Source organism: Paenibacillus sp. J22R232 (assembly GCF_056269165.1).
Map to the genome: position 1 here is coordinate 780,926 of NZ_JBWDNK010000002.1, position 17,091 is coordinate 798,016.

The following is a 17,091-nucleotide window of genomic DNA, read 5'->3' on the forward strand; positions in this document are numbered from 1 at the left end:
TGCAATCATTGTATCGTACTCTGGGCAAGCGGAGCAAATGGCGGTCTTGTGACATTTGCCCTTACATAATTGACTTCCTTCGGGCCATTAATTAAACTAATAACGAGAGTCTGAAAGGGGAAGTTTCGATGCTTCAGTTAATTATCGCAACGGTGCTGTTTTTGGTTATGATGTTCGGTATCGGCTTTATTCTGAATATGCTTTTAAAAACAACATGGTTCCCGATATATTTATTTATTATAGCTTTGATTGTACTAGGCATATGGGCCCCATGGGATGCTTCGGCGGAGACGACGATTCAAAACTTTGCCCACTATACGATAATCGACTACATACCGGTCATCGGCGCTTTGGTCGGCGCTTATGTAAGCGGCTGGGCCATTCAAGCGCTCCGCAAGGGCGGCTACAAAATGTTCTAATCTAGAAATCCCTCATTCGGGGGATTTTTCTATTTTTCGACACGTCCTGAACAACGGTTTTTATGTTAAAATGATAGAATGAAAGCAAGGGATGGAGCTGGTGCAGTGCGCATCAATAATATATTGCAATACACGGAACATCATAGATACTACATATTCCGTGACTTTTCTTTGAGCAGTCTGGACTACAAAATGCTGTCGCTAATCTATCAACCGATGATTGGCGCTTTTGCTGTCGCATTTTATCAGCAGCTTTATCATGGCATCGCGGAGGGAACCTCCGGATACTCAGCTATCGAGCCGCAGCGCAAGCTGTTTCTTGGACTCGGGCTTGAGATGAACGAGCGAGGGCGCAAGCACTTGATTGAGCAGGCTTCTAAGCTAGAGGCAGTCGGCCTGCTGCAAACCTCGCGACTAGGCGTACCCGATAATGCAGATGTTATATACGAATATGAGCTGTCGCAGCCATTGTCGCCGGCAGAATTTTTCCGCAATATGCATTTGACGATGCTGCTGCGCGATAAGGTTGGCAAATATGCGGTGATCTCGCTGCGCGAATCGTTTGGGGCTAACGAGCCGGATGAGCTGGCAGGCGCGCAATTGGCGAAAGAAAACATCTCGGTGCCTTTTTACGAGCTGTTCAAGCTGAATATGCAGTCGGTGGATGATGAGCTAGAGCAAGCGCTCACGGAGGTTGCGCCATCTAGGCAGGCATCCGCTAGAGCTGCCCAAGCGACGGCGGGGATTCCGTACGGGGAGATTATATTGCGGTTCCCGCGCAACTCCGCCAATCGCCGCTTTGTGGAGCGCTTGCGTAGCGATGAAGAACAGCTTGCGCAGGTCAATTACGTGGCCTACAAATATAGTCTTGCCGTTGTGGATATATGCCGTTTGCTAGACGAAGACGGGATTTTTAGCGAGGGCGGCACGCTTAACGTCGATGAGCTTCAGCTGCGTGCTAACCAATTCTATAGGCAGGACAAGAAGCGGGAAGGGGAGCGGCAGCGCGCGCTTTCGCGTACGCCGGTCGTATCCGGGGAAGAACAAGCGGACCCGGATGAATTGACAGAGGAGTTCGAGGTTCAGGAGCAGCATTACTTGCAGGTTCCGAACCAGCTCAGCGGCCGCTGCGATGTCCAGCAGTACAATATGCTGATGAGAAACGAGCCGCATACCCGGTTTTTGCAGCGGTTTTTCCCGGGTGCTGTCCCGGATTGGATCGAGCGCGTGTTCGAGCGGATGGATCTCAATTATAAATTGGCAGGGCCTGTCATCAATGTACTTATCCATTATGTTATCGGAGCAAATGACGCGCAGCGCGTAACCAAAACGTTTTTGGATGCAGTAGCCTCCAATATGCTTGTGAAACAGATCGATACGTTTGAGAAAGCGGTTCTGTATGTACGGGAGCAAGCGCAAGTCGAGCAGGATAAGGAGCGCCGCAAGGAAGCGGCGCTCAGCTACGCCGGTGGTTACAACAATGCCAAGGGCGGTGCACGGGGGGGCAGCGGCAGCCGGGGAACTTCCCGTAAGCCGTCCATTCCGATCGTACAGGAGGACACCTCTTCCTCGGAGGTGTCGGCAGACGAGCTTGAGGAGCTTCGCAAGCTGGCACGCAAATTAGAAGGCAAAGGATAAAGGCGGTGTGAGCAGATGATGGAATCGATGGGCGATTTGCTGAAGGCTTGGCCGTCAGGCAAAGCCATCACAGAGCAAGCGGAGCTTAAGCTGACCGAACTGCTTGCAGAACCGCTTGTAGAAAAGCTGAGACTGAAATACCCGGATTTGGACGATCAGACGATTCGCCTGAATCTGAACCGCGTATACCAATACGTCACAGAGTACCGGAATTGTACGAATTGCCCAGGGCTCGATAATTGCCCCAATGACTTTGAAGGACATTACACCTTGTTAAGCTCAGAATCGCTGAACGGCCTGACACAGCTGTATGACCGCAAGGTGGCGTGCAAGAAATTTAACGCCCGTCAAACGGAGGATCAGATCCGCAGCCGTGTACGGAGCTTTTATATCGATGAGAAAGCATTGCAGCGCGGCTATTCCTTGGATGAAATTTTGGAGAGCGATAGGGAACGGACGAAGGCTGTCGGTCAGATTCTCCGTTACATCGATCGGACGAAGGAGAATGGCTTGCAAGAAGAAGGCCTGTATCTCGCAGGACGCTTTGGGACAGGCAAAACCTATCTGATGTGCTACTTGCTGCATGAGCTTGCCAAAGCCGGTTATTCCGGCGTAATCGTCTATATGCCGGATTTCGTAGAGGATTTGAAGTCGCTGATGCATGAGCCCGGCAAGCTGAAGGAAACGGTCGAAATGATGAAAGAAACCGATTTGCTCATTTTCGACGATATGGGTGCAGAGAATTTGAATCCGTGGGTTCGCGACCATGTGTTGGGTGCCATATTGAATTACCGGATGCAGCGCAAGCCGACCTTCTATACGTCTAATTACGAGCTCGATGCGTTGGAGCAGCATTTCAGCTTCACGAGCAAGGATGGCGATGAACTGCATAAAGGCCAGCGGATTATGGACCGGATTCGGCCTTATGTAGAAGTGGTAATGGTCAAAGGCGAGAATAAGCGCGGACGGAAATAAGTGCGGTCGAAAATAAGTACGTACGGAAATAAGTGCGATCGATAATAAGTACGTACGGAAAGAAATGCGAGCGATAATAAGTACGTACGGAAATATGTTGAAAATGGCTTTGGTTGCGTGATCCTGACGGGATTGCGCTGCCAAAGCTATTTTTTATGCAAAAATGGTTGTATGCATCGGTTATTTAGTTACTTGGTTTGGGTTGTCTGTGGAAGTAGGGGGAGTGAGAAGAAAAGGCTGTAAGCGCATATGGGTTCTTACGGCGCGTAAGTGGTAGGTTTTTCGAAGCTCTAAGCACACCGGCGTGCTTACAGTGCTAGAAAAGCGAGTGTGTGGATCAGAGGCGGGATGTGACTGAATGGCTGGGTGGCTGTAAGCGCACGTGGGTTCTAACAGCGCGTGAGCGGCAGGTTATTCGAAGCTGTAAGCACACCGGCGTGCTTACAGCACCAAAAATGCGAGTGTGTGGATCAGGCGGGGTGTGACTGAATGGCTGGGCGGCTGTAAGCCCACATAGGTTCTAACAGAGCGTGAGCGATAGGTTATTCGAAGCCGAAAGCACACCGGCGTGCTTACAGCGCCAAAATTGCGAGTAAGCGGAGCGGGAGGAGTGTGACTGAATGGCTGGGTGGCTGAAAGCGCACATAGGTTCTAACAGAGCGTGAGCGATAGGGTATTCAAAGCCGAAAGCACACCGGCGTGCTTACACTGCTAGAAAAGCGAGTGTGTAGAGCGCGCGGGGTGACTGTAAGCACAAATGGGTTCTTACAGCACGTGAGCGTCAGGTTATTCCAAGCCGTAAGCACACCAGAGTTCTTACAGTGCTTTCGGCGGCAGTTTTTACGAAGATAACAGGAAACAAGCTCATATTTTGCTTTCTAGAGTAGCAACATTTCAACTAATTTAAGCTATGACGCTCTCCTTTATCCCGTTGCGGATAAAAGAGGAGCGAATGAGCAGATCAAATCTTTCAGAATAGAGTTGATTTGCAAATGTACGGCAGATTTGTTCCCCGTATAAAGCTTTCTTATTAAACTTATCATTTTTTTGAAATTAAGTATTGACAGTGTTAGGGGGTCGCTGGTAAGATTCTTCCATAACCAACTAAGCGGGTAGGAATAATGGTTTTCGACCGGACCAACCGGAGTAAACACCTATTATAGTGAAACACTGTACATGATCGTCATTATCCGTGTTTCTGCAAGCCTGTTAATTTAAAAAAGGGGTGTGTGTCAAAATGAAAAAGATTACTCACGTTCGGTCAGCAATTATTCTATTAGCATTAGTACTGGTTTTGGCAGCTTGCGGCCAAGGCGGCAACAACGAAGGAAACAAAGCGACGAATAAGCCTGCTAACGAGTCTTCATCGACAAATGCGGCAGCAACGGAAGAACCAGTGAAAGAAGAACCTAAGCCTCCTGTTGAGCTGTTGAACGTTTCGTACGATCCAACTCGCGAACTTTATGTAGCGTTTAACGAAGCATTCTCCAAGCATTGGAAAGCCGAGACTGGCCAAGAGGTCACGATCAAGCAATCGCATGGCGGTTCAGGCAAACAAGGGCGCGCGGTAATTGACGGTCTGAAAGCAGACGTTGTAACGCTAGCGCTTGGCTATGATATCGATGCAATCGTAGAACCCGGCTTGATCCAGGCAGATTGGCAAACTAAATTCGAACATAATAGCTCCCCATATACTTCTACAATCGTATTCCTTGTTCGCAAAGGAAATCCGAAAGGCATTAAAGACTGGAATGATCTTATCAAGGATAAAGTTGAAGTGATTACGCCTAACCCGAAAACTTCAGGCGGTGCCCGCTGGAACTACTTGGCAGCTTGGGGCTACGCGTTGAAACAAAACGGCAATGACGAAGCGAAAGCGCAAGAATTCGTAGCTGAACTGTTCAAGCATGTACCTGTACTGGATTCCGGAGCGCGCGGATCAACAACGACCTTCGTGGAACGCGGAATCGGCGATGTGCTGCTCGCTTGGGAGAATGAAGCTTTCCTTTCGATTAACGAGCTGGGTCCCGACAAATTCGAAATCGTTTATCCATCCTTGAGCATACTGGCAGAGCCGCCGGTTGCCGTCGTTGACAAAGTGGTAGATGACCGCGGTACTCGCGAAGTAGCCGAGGCATACCTGAAATACCTGTACACGGAGGAAGGCCAAGAGATCGCGGCTAAAAACTACTACCGTCCGATTTCTGAAACCGTTGCGGCTAAGTATACCGAGCAATTTAAATCGCTGGAGCTGCTTACGATTGACAAAGACTTTGGCGGATGGAAAGAAGCCCAAACCAAACATTTCGCGGATGGCGGCATTTTCGACAAAATTTATACACCGGGTTCATAATGCAGCATTCAAAAAAGATTGGAGCTGACTTCACATGAAAGGTTCCAAGTCCCGTAACGTGCTACCGGGTTTTGGTTTATCGCTTGGCTTTACGCTGTTTTACCTGAGCATTATCGTACTCATTCCGCTGGCTGCCGTTTTCTTCAAAACGGCAGAGCTCAGCTGGTCCGAGTTTTGGAGCACGGTTACGAATGCTCGCGTCGTTGCATCCTACCGGGTCAGCTTCCTTACCGCATTTTTCGCAGGGTTAGTGAATGCCGTGTTCGGCCTGTTAATTGCATGGGTGCTTGTTCGATATAAATTCCCAGGCAAAAAAATAATAGACAGCTTAGTGGATCTGCCCTTCGCGCTGCCAACAGCCGTTGCGGGTATTGCCTTAACAGCGATTTATGCGCCTAATGGTTGGGTAGGATCGCTTCTTGAGCCGCTTGGCGTAAAGGTGGCATACACCCCAATCGGCATTACGATTGCGCTTATCTTCATAGGTCTTCCCTTTGTTGTCCGCACGGTGCAGCCGGTGCTGCAGGACATGGAGAAAGAGACGGAGGAAGCAGCAGTCATGCTTGGCGCATACCGATTGCGTACCTTTTGGAAGGTAATACTGCCGGAGCTTATGCCAGCGTTGCTAACAGGGTTCGCGCTCGCGTTTGCGCGAGGAATCGGGGAGTATGGCTCGGTCGTGTTCATATCCGGCAATATGCCATTAAAGACAGAAATTACGCCACTGTTGATCATGACGAAACTGGAGCAATATGATTACGCTGGGGCTACTGCGATTGCGCTTGTCATGCTTGTCGTGTCTTTCCTCATGCTGCTGGTCATAAATTTACTGCAGTGGCGGATGAACCGCCGCACAGTATCGGACTAAGAAGGAGGCCTGACCATGGCTGGAGCAATTACCGTTCATACGAATGAAGAAGCGTCCAAGAGACCGCAGCATATTAATGAATCGGCACCTGTCCGCTTCGTGCTCATCGGAATCGCGATGCTGTTTCTCGGTTTAGTCGTACTGCTGCCGCTTGCGTCCGTGTTTGTTGAAGCGTTCAAGAAAGGCGTAGGCGTCTACATAGATTCCATTACGGAGCCGGATGCGCTGTCGGCACTAAAGCTTACGCTTATCGTGGCATTGATTGCTGTCCCGGTTAACACGATTTTCGGTGTCGCGGCAGCTTGGGCTATAAGCAAGTTCCGTTTCCGCGGCAAAAACATACTCATTACGTTAATCGATTTGCCGTTTGCCGTATCGCCGGTCATTTCAGGATTGATCTATGTGCTGCTGTTCGGAGCGCAAGGTTTTCTCGGGCCTTGGCTGGATGAACGCGGCATTCAAATTATATTCGCTGTGCCTGGGATTGTACTTGCAACCGTATTCGTTACGGTGCCATTCGTAGCCCGTGAGCTTATCCCGCTTATGCAGGCTCAAGGCGTGCAAGAAGAGGAAGCGGCAGCAAGCTTAGGCGCCAGGGGCTGGCAAATCTTTTGGAAGGTAACCCTGCCCAATATCAAGTGGGGATTATTGTATGGCGTTATTCTGTGCAATGCGAGAGCGATGGGCGAGTTTGGCGCCGTATCCGTCGTTTCCGGACATATCCGTGGCGAAACGAATACGCTGCCGCTGCATATCGAAATTCTTTACAATGAATATCAATTTTCCGCATCGTTTGCGGTCGCGTCTTTGCTCGTTATGCTCGCTGTCGTTACACTCATCGTGAAGAGTATCGTGGAGTGGAAATCCGCACAGCAAAAACCAGCGGTAATCACAGAATAACCGAAGTTTACAGAATAACCGGCAATCAAAGAATAAACGAATAAATTGGAGGGGTTTCGAATGGCAAAGCCTTTAGAAGTTGATGAGCAGTGGCTTGAGCGAATCGCGGACCAAGTGAGCGGACTGAGTTACGGGCATGTAACGATTACCGTTCATGATGGCAGAATCGTACAAATCGATCGGACGGAAAGAACGCGTTATGACGCAGCCAATCAGAAGCAGCAGGTATCGTCCGATTCCATACAGCAAGTAAAGCACCGTGAGGGGCAATCCACTGGCGAAGCGCTTCGCATCGTACAGTAATATCATTTTTAAGTGGAAGCATAAGCAAGCGGCTGCCCGAAGGATCGTCGATCCTTAGGAGCGGCCTTTTTTCGTTGGAAGGCAGAAGGATATTGTAAGCAGGCGGAATGTTTTCTACAATAGAAGGAAGAAAACGACGTACAGGGAGAATCACCATGCCGGATTGGAGCTACCAAACCTTATTTCGACCTTTGTTGTTCAAGCTGCCCGCTCGTTTGAGCAGGGGTCTGACGCTGCAAGCAATCGGTACGCTAAGCAAACTTCCAGGAGGCTCATTCGTAGTCAGAACGTTTGGCCATATGGAGCCGTCTCCTTTGTTAGAGCGTGAGCTGGCAGGAATATCTATCGATACGCCGATCGGACTGTCAGGCGGCGTTGATCCTGAGGGAATCGCACATCTGGCATTTGCGCAATTCGGAATCGGCTTCATCGAGCATGGTCCCGTTACCTATCGGCGAATTCAATCGGAAGAGCCGATTGTAAAGAATGACCGAGAGGAATGGATTCAATATCCGCATTATTATGAAAATTTTGGCGTCGATCATGTCGCGCGGCTAATCGCTTCTTCCAAACATCGCCTGCCCCAATTCGTACGGATTGCTCCGATGCCGAGAGCCGGAAGGGAGCAGGCGGTTCAGGAGCTTAAAAGCATGATAGATCGGCTCTCAGAAGCGGGTGCGGATGGGTTTTATCTCGATATGCTCCATGGGAACCGTAGCATAGAGGAAGCCATTGCTATGGGGATTGAACTCGCTGATACCCTGCAAACTCTAGCTTCTAATAATCTGCCGTTATTTTTGTATACGCCGCCCGACTATCCGAACGAAGCGTTGCTTGCGCTCCTCCAATCGATTCCGGAAGAAGTCTGGAGCGGAATCGTGATCGGTGAAACAGCCTTCAAGGATTCTGAGGGGGATTTTTCTTGCAAAGTAAGCAAAGAGGGAAAGGCAGACGGCCTGTCCAAAATAAAGCTGCTGCGGAGAAGCTGTCCGCCGCATTGGATCATTAAGGCAGGTGCTGGCGTACACGAGCCTCAGGATGCGCTTGATCTGCTCCGTGAAGGCGCGGACGCCATTATGCTGCATAGCGGTCTCGTATTTGCGGGTCCGGGGCTGCCTAAACGGATCAACGAAGCCATCATCTACGAGCAGGTGAAGGAGTGGCCAGCTGCTGTAATGCCATCCTTTTGGAAGCATTGGGGCTGGATGTGCTTACTCGGCCTCGGAATGATGATTGGCGGTTTATTATCTTGGATTATTGCGGCGACAACCGTGCTGCTGCCCTATGATTTGTCGTTTATTGGACTGACCTTGGATGAGCTGCATCATATCAACCATCATTTGCTGCACTTCATGTCCCATGACCGGATAACGTTGGCAGGCACGATGATCACGATCGGCATCTTGTACTTTCAACTGGCCAGGCATGGATTGAGAGATGGACTCCACTGGACAAAAACGGCGCTGCTCACTTCCGGCATAGTCGGTTTTGCAAGCTTCTTTCTTTATGTGGGTTACGGCTACTTCGACCCGCTGCATGCGGTGGCTGCTGCCGTATTGCTACCGATGTTCCTGCTTGCGATGCGGCGTAATCCAGACAGGCCATACCGTTTGCCTGTCAACGTAAGGAATGATCGGCGGTGGCGCAAAGCCATGTGGGGACAGCTTTGTTTCGTGGTTTTGGGGTTTGCGCTTTCGATTGGAGGCCTAACGATCTCGGCGGTGGGCATTACGGAAGTATTCGTTCAGACGGATCTTGCCTATTTGGATACAACCTCCGCGCAGCTCAAGGAAACGAACGAGAGGCTCATTCCGCTTATTGCCCATGACAGAGCGGGCTTTGGAGGAGCACTGCTATGTGCGGCTCTAGCCTTGCTCATTATGGCGTTATGGGGCATTCAGCAGGGCTCCCGTTGGTTATGGTGGACGTTTCTGCTAGGCGGAGCGCCAGGCTTTTATGCGGGGTTAAGCGTTCATCTGTCCATCGGATATATTGATTTTTGGCATCTATCGCCTGCCTTGTTTGCGCTTCTGCTCTATATACTGGGTCTTATTCTTCTTTATCCCTATCTAATGGCTACACCCAAAGCGTCAGCCGCCAAATGATGACACAAAAAAAAGGAGCAGCACGCTGCTCCTTTTTTCTATGAAATGATGAATTTAACGATTACGGCAACGGCGAAAATGACGGTCATAAAACCGAGCATTCCGCCAAAGCCGAATACGACGTCCATCAAGTCATGGCGAGGCTCTTCGTTGAAATGCTCGCGCGGGTCTCTTACGTTATCCATCGTTGACGTCCTCCTTGAAAAAGACCGATTGCTTCAATCACAACCTCGAACGGTCGTCTTTATGTAGTATCGGTTTATTCAACTTATATTAGTATACCCAAACTCCTAAACAGTTGTAAAGCAAATACAGGTGACAATTGTAAGACATAACGTGGTGCAATTATGCTAAAATGTGTACAGAATCAATCGGTAGTCGGAGGCGAGAGCATGGATGAGCAACAGATGGAACAGAAGCAGGCCGAGCAGGCGCTTGCGGAAGCCAAAGAAACGATACGCAACAAATTAGCGCTGCTCCCCGATCAATCAGGCTGTTACCTGATGAAAAACGGAGAAGGCGTCATTATATATGTTGGCAAGGCGAAGGTGCTCAAAAATCGTGTGCGGTCCTATTTCAACGGAAGCCACAATGGGAAAACGCAGCGCCTCGTATCTGAAATTCGGGATTTTGAATTTATCGTAACCTCCAGCAATATGGAAGCTCTTATTCTGGAATGCAACTTAATCAAGCAATACCATCCCAGATATAACGTGCTGCTGAAGGATGACAAAACCTTTCCATATATTAAGATCACGAATGAGAAGCACCCCAAGCTCGAAGTAACGAGGCGAATCATAAAGGACAAAGGGAAGTACTTCGGTCCTTACCCGAACGCCTATGCGGCACAGCAGACGAAGAAGCTGCTCGACCGTCTTTATCCGCTTAGAAAATGCAAGACGCTGCCGGACAAGGTTTGTTTGTATTACCATTTGGGCCAATGCATCGCCCCTTGCGAATTTGACGTGGAGCAATCGGAATACGACCGCATGATTCAAGAAATATCGCGGTTTTTGAACGGCGGGCAGGATGTCGTGAAGGTCGAGCTTCAGCGCAAAATGGAGGAAGCGGCGGAGAAGCTGGAGTTCGAGCGGGCGAAAGAGCTCAGAGACCAGTTGATCGCCATTGATGCTGTCATGGAAAAGCAGAAGATTACGATGCCCGACGCATTGGACCGCGATATTTTTGGCTTTGCCGTAGATAAAGGCTGGATGTGCGTACAGATTCTTTACATGCGCCAAGGCAAGCTGATCGAACGCCATGGATCGACCTTTCCTTATTATGGCGAAGAATACGATGATTTCATGACGTTTGTCACGCAGTATTACAGCGATAATCCAGCGCTGCCCAAGCAGATCCTGCTGCCGCTGCCGCCCGAGGCGGAGCAAGCGGAAGGAGTGGCTGCCGAGGAAGCAGCCTCGCATGCGGATGACGTGATCGCGTCGCTTCATAGCTGGCTGAAGGTTAAAGTATTAATGCCGCAGCGAGGACGGAAGAGCGAGGTCGTGTCCATGGCGACGGACAATGCGAAGGTGATGCTGGACGAGAAATTCCGGCTTATCGAGCGGGATGAGGAGCGCAGCGTCAAAGCATCCGAATCATTAGCGGGATGGCTGGGCCTAGATGAAGTTCGACGCATCGAAGCGTTCGACAACTCGAATATTCAAGGGACGAACCCGGTTTCGGCAATGGTCGTTTTCACGGACGGCAAGCCTGACCGCAAGGAATACCGGAAGTATAAAGTGAAGACGGTAGTTGGACCCGATGATTACGAAACGATGAGAGAGGTCATTCGCCGCCGTTATGAGCGAGTGTTGAAGGAGGAGATTGCACCTCCGGATCTGATCGTTGTCGATGGCGGCAAAGGGCAAATCTCAGCCGCGCTCGACGTGCTGGAGAATGAGCTTGGGCTGTACATCCCCGTTTGCGGGCTCGTGAAGGATGCGAAGCATAAGACAGCGCAGCTAATGACTGGCGATCCTGCGGAGATCGTTCCGCTGCCGCGCGATAGCCAAGAGTTTTATTTGCTCCAGCGCATCCAAGACGAAGTGCATCGGTTCGCCATTACGTTTCACCGCGAGCAGCGGGCCAAATCGATGGTGGAATCGAAGCTGGATTCGATCCCGGGCATCGGAGAGAAACGCCGGAAGCTGCTGCTTAAGCATTTCGGCTCCATCAAAAAAATAAAAGAGGCCTCAGTCGAAGACTTCCGGCCTCTGTCTATTGGGGATAAATTAGCTTCGCAAATTATAGCTGCTCTAGGGGAGGAGTCGTCGTAACCGGCGGCTTCTTCTCTTTTTTGTGGCTGAAATATTTGAGAGCGAACGCGATGATAACTGGCAATACCGAGAAGAAGATAGCCGAAATGATATTCGGAGCGGTACCGATGGTAAGCAGGGACAGGCCAACTGCAACGCTGTTAAAAATAGCATGGGTGAACATTGACGTGATGAATCCGTATCTGACGAAAATAAAGCTGAACATCAATCCAATGATCATAAGCTCAATCAATCTGGTCGAGGACGGATAAAACGGATACATGACATGGCCGAGCGCCCAGAACAAAGTCGGCAATAAAGCGGCTGCAAACGTATTTTTGAACCATTTGCGGAATAATCCGATACCGAAAAATCTGAAAACGGCTTCCTCGGATATGGCGGCAGCCCAAGCGAGCACCGGCATGAGCCAAAGGATGCCCATATTGTAAGGAGATTGCGTGGCGTCGGTCGTATCCCAAGTGCCGATTGTCAGCTTAAGCAAGATGAATATGACGGATTGCGTTGCAAACAGGATAATGGCAAATAGATAAGCGAGTCCAACGCTTCTCCACACGTGGTTGCCGTATCCTTTTTGGCCGAATCGAGGCCATAATGCACGCCCTTGCGCCTTCCAAAGGCCATCTCCGGCAATTATCGAAATGTAGATGGACCCTGCCATCGGAATGGTCAGCAATACGGTGAAGATCGCAGTGAACAAGACGGTTTGGCTGGCTAACTCGGTTTCGCCCAAAGATGCGCGTATGCCGTCCAGCACATTCAAGTTCATGATGATATAGGTAATAAAATAGACGATGGTCAAAATAATGCCGAATTTAAAGGAAGTGAACTTCCGGTAAAGGACGGCGTAGACGATGGCTAATACAAACAGGACAAAGCTCATAAACATGTATCCGATGCCTGTGAGGAAGCCGGCAAGCTTATCCTGTTTCTTCACGTATTGGATATAATCGGCCGGTGCGACAAAGGCTGGCTTGTATTTGGTTATGACGTTCTGGCCATTGATATTTTGTCCTTTAATATGAATGCTTAGAAGGGCTTCTTCAATGGCGTAACCGGCCGGCGCTTCGCCATGCCATCCCCCGTTCCCAAGCAATTCCTGCTCCTTGAATGACTGCGCGTCTAGGCTTTGGCCTGCCAGAAAAACAGGAACCTCCTTGTTGAGCTCAGCATCGGACAGAGATTGGCCGTCGAGCATAAAGTTCCAAGCTACGATTTTCTCGCTTTGCATATGTACATAGACGAAGCCCGTTCCGCCCCCGTCAAATTTCAGTTCCACTTGGTAGGTGTCCGTCGGGAAGCTTTGATCGTATTTGTCGCTATAGGCTTTGATGAGCTCGTGCTTGGATAAGTAGCCGTTTATGACTTTATCGGTTTGATGGACAGCCTTGGCGGACTTCACCTGGAGCCCTGATTGCTTCGCAGCGAACACGGAGGCCCTGCTTTCAGCCGTTTCCTTCTCAATGACCTTCGTATTCAAATCACCGTTGCTAATGGAAAAAATCATCGGTACGATTTCAACAGCCGCGAAAATAATAAAGCATGCAATCGCTGCCCATAGAAAACGTTTCCATTCATTTAACTTAATTGAATCAATCATCGGTTCACCTCTACTATCCTTTTTATAAGTTACGTATTCCATTACCTTAACATACCAATCCCTGAATTATCCAATAGAAAAGCACGTTTGCTCTCAAGATCAAGCGAAATAACGATATCCGACAAGCCTGATGTATGCTGTAGCTTCTACTTGCCCTTTTTTGGTCCAAAATCGGCTTGTTTGTCATTAATATAAGCTTTATATCGTGACTGCTTTGGGATTATAATCGTTAACGTCATACTAATCGAATAGCATAGCCGAATTTCCTAAGGAAATCGGGGGAACCATAAAGTTGTCGGAATCGTTCAGCCTGCTGCAGCCAGCAGCGCTTCTGATCCGGCGGCATGGGGTGAATTTCTACGGTGAAACTTAATCTTCATCGATAGAATAGGGCTGCCTGTCCAGGCCCGAATCCGTCAGCTAACCTCGAAGGCGTAAATGGAACAGAACTCATCGCACGAGCACTTGGGTTTCAGTGCTTTTTTTTATGCTTAAATATAGGTAGTGCTCCATAATGACACACTGCAGAAGAAGGACAATGGATGAAGGTAGACTTTAACGTGTTGAAATGGTCACCCCCGCGCATACTGGTCAGCGGGTTTGCGCTTATTATATTGCTGGGAGCTCTATTATTATCCATGCCCTTTGCTTCTGCGTCTGGCGAGCGCTTGCCGTTCATGGACGCATTGTTCACGGCAACCTCGGCAACTTGCGTGACGGGGCTCGTCGTTGTGGATACAGGCACCTATTTCTCTGTGGCGGGCCAGGTCATCTTAATGTGCCTTTTCCAGCTTGGCGGTTTGGGTTTTATGACGATGGCGACGCTTATCGCGCTCGTCCTTCGCAAAAAAATTTCGCTGCGCGAGCGTCTGCTGCTTCAGGAAGCGATGAATCAGTCGAGCATGGAGGGGATAGTCAAGCTTATTCGGCGGGTTATTATTTATTCTTTATCGATTGAACTCATAGGAGCAGCGCTGTTTGCGTCTCGCTTTGCACTCGATATGCCGCTTGGCAAAGCGATCTATTTTGGTGTTTTTCACGCCGTATCGCTTTTTAATAACGCTGGCTTTGATATTTTTGGTGACTATCGCAGTCTCACCTTGTATGTCAACGATGCGGTCGTGAACCTAGCGGCGATGCTGTTGATTATAACCGGCGGCTTGGGATTCGTTGTCATGTCGGATTTGATGGAATACCGCAAAAACAAACGGCTATCCTTGCATAGCAAGGTCGTTCTCGCGACGACCGGAACGCTAATAGCCGTCGGCACCATCGTGATATTCCTATTTGAGTTTTCAAATGCTAAAACGCTGGGCTCATTGGATTGGGGCGGCAAAATATTAGCCTCCTTCTTCCAGTCGGTAACGCCAAGGACGGCTGGCGCGAATACGCTCGATTATACGCAGCTAAGGCAAGCGACCATGTTTTTCACGATCATCCTCATGTTTATTGGCGCATCCCCAGGATCAACGGGCGGCGGTATAAAAACGACGACGTTCGCTACTTTGGTTGGTGCCGTTATTGCGATGATCCGCGGGCGCGAGGATATCGTGCTGTTTCGTTACAGGCTCGGCAAGGACCGGATATTCAAAGCACTGACAATTACCTTAATTTCGTTGCTGCTGGTCATTATCGTTACGATGATTCTCTCCATGACGGAGGATAAAGCTTTTATCGAGCTGCTGTTCGAGGCTACGTCTGCGTTCGGTACGGTCGGTTTGTCGGTCGGCGTCACGCCCGATCTTAGCATAGTGGGAAAAATAGTAATTTCATTAACGATGTTTGCTGGACGGCTTGGCCCGCTAACGCTTGCTTATGCGCTTGGGCCTCGCACAGAAAAAGAATTGTACCGGCATCCTGAAGGCAAAATCACGATTGGATAGGAGAACTGCGCAAGTGGGAATGAAAAAGAAGCAATTCGTCATTATTGGTTTAGGCCGCTTCGGCTCTAGTTTAGGCCGGGAGCTCATTGAATTAGGCAATGAGGTGCTGGGTATCGACAAGGATGAGGAGGCTGTTCAGGAGATGAGCAGCGCCTTGACGTATGCCGTCTCGGCTGATTGCACCGACGAGGAAACGCTGCGTTCGCTCGGCGTCCGAAATTTCGATTGCGGAGTCGTTGCCATCGGCGACGACATTCAAGCCAGCATACTGACGACGATATTGCTTAAGGATTTAGGCGTGAAACAGGTTGTCGCCAAAGCGATGAGCGAGCTGCACGGACGTGTCCTGGAGAAAATCGGCGTTGACCGAGTCGTATATCCGGAGCGCGATATGGGGATTAGGGTAGCGCATCAGCTTGTATCTCCGAATCTACTTGATTATATCGAGCTCTCCAAGGAATACACGATCGCAGAGCTCGCGGTACCGCAGTGTTTGGATGGAAAGTCGCTGCATGACCTAAATCCTCGCGCCAGATTCGGCTGCAGCATCGTCGCGATCAATAAGCCGAGCGGCATCATTATTGCGCCGACGGCGACCGATGTGCTGGCCATGCGAGATGTCATGGTCATAATCGGTACAAATGAGCAAATCGAGGATTTCGAAGCGACGGTTATACGATAGTCTAAGAGCGGAACGGATTTGGAAGCTTATAATTGGAAATGCTGAAGGACAGCGGCCTATTAAAGGCTGATGTCCTTTTTGGTAGGGAAACGGGCTGCCAGCTCATTGATCCAAAGCCGGACGGATGGACTAAGCGCTGCGGAATCCGCATGGATGAGCGAGGTTGTCCGCTTCGTATCCTCGAGCTCCCGAATCGGTACGATGACAAGGTCGTTGTCTTCGAGAAGCTGGCTTCGCATATAGGATTTCGGCAGCAGCGTCGCAGCGCGGCAGGTATGAAGCAGACGCAGGATCGCTTCGAACGAATCGATCTCCATTCGAACATCCGGCTGGAGATGGTATTTGTCGAAGAGCTCGTCCGTAAGCAGACGGTACCAGGTGCCCTTGGAGAACAGAATCATCGGCATGCCGGTCAAATCCTGTATGCCAAGCGCACCTTTGTCGGTAATCACTTGATTGCGCGGCAGGACAAGCGAGAGGTGGTCCTCGAATAAGGGAATGCATCTTAATGTCGAATCCTCAATGCTCGAAGCTACGATGCCGATATCAGCCTTATGGTCACGGACAAGCGAGACGATTTCATGCGTCTTGCCGGTTATCGCTTTTATGTCGATTTCTGGATGGGTAGAGGTTAGGCGCTGAATGAGATCGGGAAGCGTCGTTTGCAGGGTCGTTAAGCTTGCGCCGATCGTAAGGGTAGTGTGACCCGTTGAGGTGAATTCCGATACCGTCTGCAAATATTTGCGATGCAGCTGTCGCAGCTCGAGAGCGTATTCGTAGGTCAGCTGACCAATGCGGGTCAGCTCTAGCCGTTTGCCGATGCGGCGGAATAAGGGAGAGCCGATCTCCTGCTCGAGCTTGGCGATTTTACGAGAGAGCGCAGGCTGCGAAAGATTGAGCAGCACAGAGGCTTTGTTCATGCTCGATTGCTCGACTATTACGGTAAAGACATGCATCTCTTCATTCATTGGTTGCGCTCCTTATGTCATTTTGTTATAAGAAATTATAAAAAATAAGCAATTCCATTATAAGCTGAAAAGGAGTAGGATGGGAAGTGTGGCTAATATGTGTCGACTTTTGTTGACGGGG

14 protein-coding genes and 1 riboswitch are annotated in these 17,091 nt (G+C 49.7%); of the genes, 11 read left to right on the forward strand and 3 right to left on the reverse strand.

Annotation, left to right across the window (positions count from 1 at the left end):
• The first annotated feature begins 128 nt into the window (after positions 1-128).
• The 8 genes from AC0YN3_RS09840 to AC0YN3_RS09875 all read left to right on the forward strand — a co-directional run bounded on the left by AC0YN3_RS09840 (position 129) and on the right by AC0YN3_RS09875 (position 9,561).
• Positions 129-419 carry a YuiB family protein gene (locus tag AC0YN3_RS09840; RefSeq protein WP_183558882.1) on the forward strand — a complete coding sequence of 97 codons (291 nt, stop codon included), beginning with the start codon at positions 129-131 and terminating at the stop codon, positions 417-419.
• Positions 420-524: 105 nt separating this feature from the next.
• Positions 525-2,057, forward strand: coding sequence for a replication initiation and membrane attachment family protein (locus AC0YN3_RS09845; protein ID WP_475774895.1), 1,533 nt, complete (start codon positions 525-527; stop codon positions 2,055-2,057).
• Between the two features lie 18 nt (positions 2,058-2,075).
• Complete coding sequence (dnaI, locus tag AC0YN3_RS09850; RefSeq protein WP_441944351.1) at positions 2,076-3,032, forward strand: primosomal protein DnaI; 957 nt, start codon at positions 2,076-2,078, stop codon at positions 3,030-3,032.
• 1,237 nt (positions 3,033-4,269) lie between these two features.
• Complete coding sequence (locus AC0YN3_RS09855; protein WP_475774896.1) at positions 4,270-5,385, forward strand: sulfate ABC transporter substrate-binding protein; 1,116 nt, start codon at positions 4,270-4,272, stop codon at positions 5,383-5,385.
• Between the two features lie 34 nt (positions 5,386-5,419).
• Positions 5,420-6,253 (forward strand): sulfate ABC transporter permease subunit CysT, encoded by an 834-nt coding sequence (cysT, locus tag AC0YN3_RS09860; protein ID WP_475774897.1) that lies wholly within the window; start codon positions 5,420-5,422, stop codon positions 6,251-6,253.
• Positions 6,254-6,268: 15 nt separating this feature from the next.
• Positions 6,269-7,153 carry a sulfate ABC transporter permease subunit CysW gene (gene cysW / locus AC0YN3_RS09865; RefSeq protein WP_475774898.1) on the forward strand — a complete coding sequence of 295 codons (885 nt, stop codon included), beginning with the start codon at positions 6,269-6,271 and terminating at the stop codon, positions 7,151-7,153.
• 60 nt (positions 7,154-7,213) lie between these two features.
• Entirely contained in the window at positions 7,214-7,456 is a 243-nt protein-coding gene (locus AC0YN3_RS09870; RefSeq protein WP_475774899.1) for a YezD family protein, read from the forward strand.
• Positions 7,457-7,611: 155 nt separating this feature from the next.
• On the forward strand, positions 7,612-9,561 hold the full coding sequence (locus AC0YN3_RS09875) for a dihydroorotate dehydrogenase (RefSeq protein WP_475774900.1): 1,950 nt from the start codon (positions 7,612-7,614) through the stop codon (positions 9,559-9,561).
• A gap of 38 nt (positions 9,562-9,599) precedes the next feature.
• On the opposite strand, the gene AC0YN3_RS09880 is transcribed toward AC0YN3_RS09875, so the two are convergent.
• The gene (locus tag AC0YN3_RS09880; protein WP_183558871.1) at positions 9,600-9,746 is read right to left on the reverse strand and encodes a YqzM family protein; all 147 of its coding nucleotides are present in this window, start codon (positions 9,744-9,746) and stop codon (positions 9,600-9,602) included.
• A 222-nt stretch (positions 9,747-9,968) separates the two neighbouring features.
• Here AC0YN3_RS09880 and uvrC point away from each other — a divergent pair, with 222 nt between their 5' ends.
• A complete protein-coding gene (uvrC, locus tag AC0YN3_RS09885; protein ID WP_475775120.1) occupies positions 9,969-11,840 on the forward strand; it encodes an excinuclease ABC subunit UvrC in 1,872 nt (623 codons plus the stop codon).
• Here the strand turns inward: uvrC and AC0YN3_RS09890 are convergent.
• Positions 11,809-13,437 (reverse strand): lysostaphin resistance A-like protein, encoded by a 1,629-nt coding sequence (locus AC0YN3_RS09890; protein ID WP_475774901.1) that lies wholly within the window; start codon positions 13,435-13,437, stop codon positions 11,809-11,811. The genes uvrC and AC0YN3_RS09890 overlap by 32 nt on opposite strands.
• A 245-nt stretch (positions 13,438-13,682) precedes the next feature.
• Positions 13,683-13,887: riboswitch (cyclic di-AMP (ydaO/yuaA leader) on the forward strand.
• Positions 13,888-13,979: 92 nt separating this feature from the next.
• Between AC0YN3_RS09890 and AC0YN3_RS09895 the strand changes: the two genes are divergently transcribed.
• Positions 13,980-15,320 (forward strand): TrkH family potassium uptake protein, encoded by a 1,341-nt coding sequence (locus AC0YN3_RS09895; RefSeq protein WP_475774902.1) that lies wholly within the window; start codon positions 13,980-13,982, stop codon positions 15,318-15,320.
• Positions 15,321-15,339: 19 nt separating this feature from the next.
• Positions 15,340-16,002, forward strand: coding sequence for a potassium channel family protein (locus tag AC0YN3_RS09900; RefSeq protein ID WP_475775121.1), 663 nt, complete (start codon positions 15,340-15,342; stop codon positions 16,000-16,002).
• Between the two features lie 59 nt (positions 16,003-16,061).
• Here the strand turns inward: AC0YN3_RS09900 and AC0YN3_RS09905 are convergent, their stop codons facing one another.
• Positions 16,062-16,970 (reverse strand): LysR family transcriptional regulator, encoded by a 909-nt coding sequence (locus AC0YN3_RS09905; protein WP_475774903.1) that lies wholly within the window; start codon positions 16,968-16,970, stop codon positions 16,062-16,064.
• Between the last annotated feature and the right edge of the window lie 121 nt (positions 16,971-17,091).

What these genes read in the sequence shown, in the direction of transcription:
- AC0YN3_RS09855 (WP_475774896.1), top strand. Translation starts at nt 4,270, where the DNA reads ATGAAAAAGATTACTCACGTTCGGTCAGCAATTATTCTATTAGCATTA.
- AC0YN3_RS09840 (WP_183558882.1), top strand. Translation starts at nt 129, where the DNA reads ATGCTTCAGTTAATTATCGCAACGGTGCTGTTTTTGGTTATGATGTTC.
- dnaI (WP_441944351.1), top strand. Translation starts at nt 2,076, where the DNA reads ATGGAATCGATGGGCGATTTGCTGAAGGCTTGGCCGTCAGGCAAAGCC.
- AC0YN3_RS09875 (WP_475774900.1), top strand. Translation starts at nt 7,612, where the DNA reads ATGCCGGATTGGAGCTACCAAACCTTATTTCGACCTTTGTTGTTCAAG.
- AC0YN3_RS09895 (WP_475774902.1), top strand. Translation starts at nt 13,980, where the DNA reads ATGAAGGTAGACTTTAACGTGTTGAAATGGTCACCCCCGCGCATACTG.
- AC0YN3_RS09900 (WP_475775121.1), top strand. Translation starts at nt 15,340, where the DNA reads ATGAAAAAGAAGCAATTCGTCATTATTGGTTTAGGCCGCTTCGGCTCT.
- AC0YN3_RS09905 (WP_475774903.1), bottom strand. Translation starts at nt 16,970, where the DNA reads ATGAATGAAGAGATGCATGTCTTTACCGTAATAGTCGAGCAATCGAGC.
- cysW (WP_475774898.1), top strand. Translation starts at nt 6,269, where the DNA reads ATGGCTGGAGCAATTACCGTTCATACGAATGAAGAAGCGTCCAAGAGA.
- AC0YN3_RS09890 (WP_475774901.1), bottom strand. Translation starts at nt 13,437, where the DNA reads ATGATTGATTCAATTAAGTTAAATGAATGGAAACGTTTTCTATGGGCA.
- AC0YN3_RS09870 (WP_475774899.1), top strand. Translation starts at nt 7,214, where the DNA reads ATGGCAAAGCCTTTAGAAGTTGATGAGCAGTGGCTTGAGCGAATCGCG.
- AC0YN3_RS09880 (WP_183558871.1), bottom strand. Translation starts at nt 9,746, where the DNA reads ATGGATAACGTAAGAGACCCGCGCGAGCATTTCAACGAAGAGCCTCGC.
- uvrC (WP_475775120.1), top strand. Translation starts at nt 9,969, where the DNA reads ATGGAACAGAAGCAGGCCGAGCAGGCGCTTGCGGAAGCCAAAGAAACG.
- cysT (WP_475774897.1), top strand. Translation starts at nt 5,420, where the DNA reads ATGAAAGGTTCCAAGTCCCGTAACGTGCTACCGGGTTTTGGTTTATCG.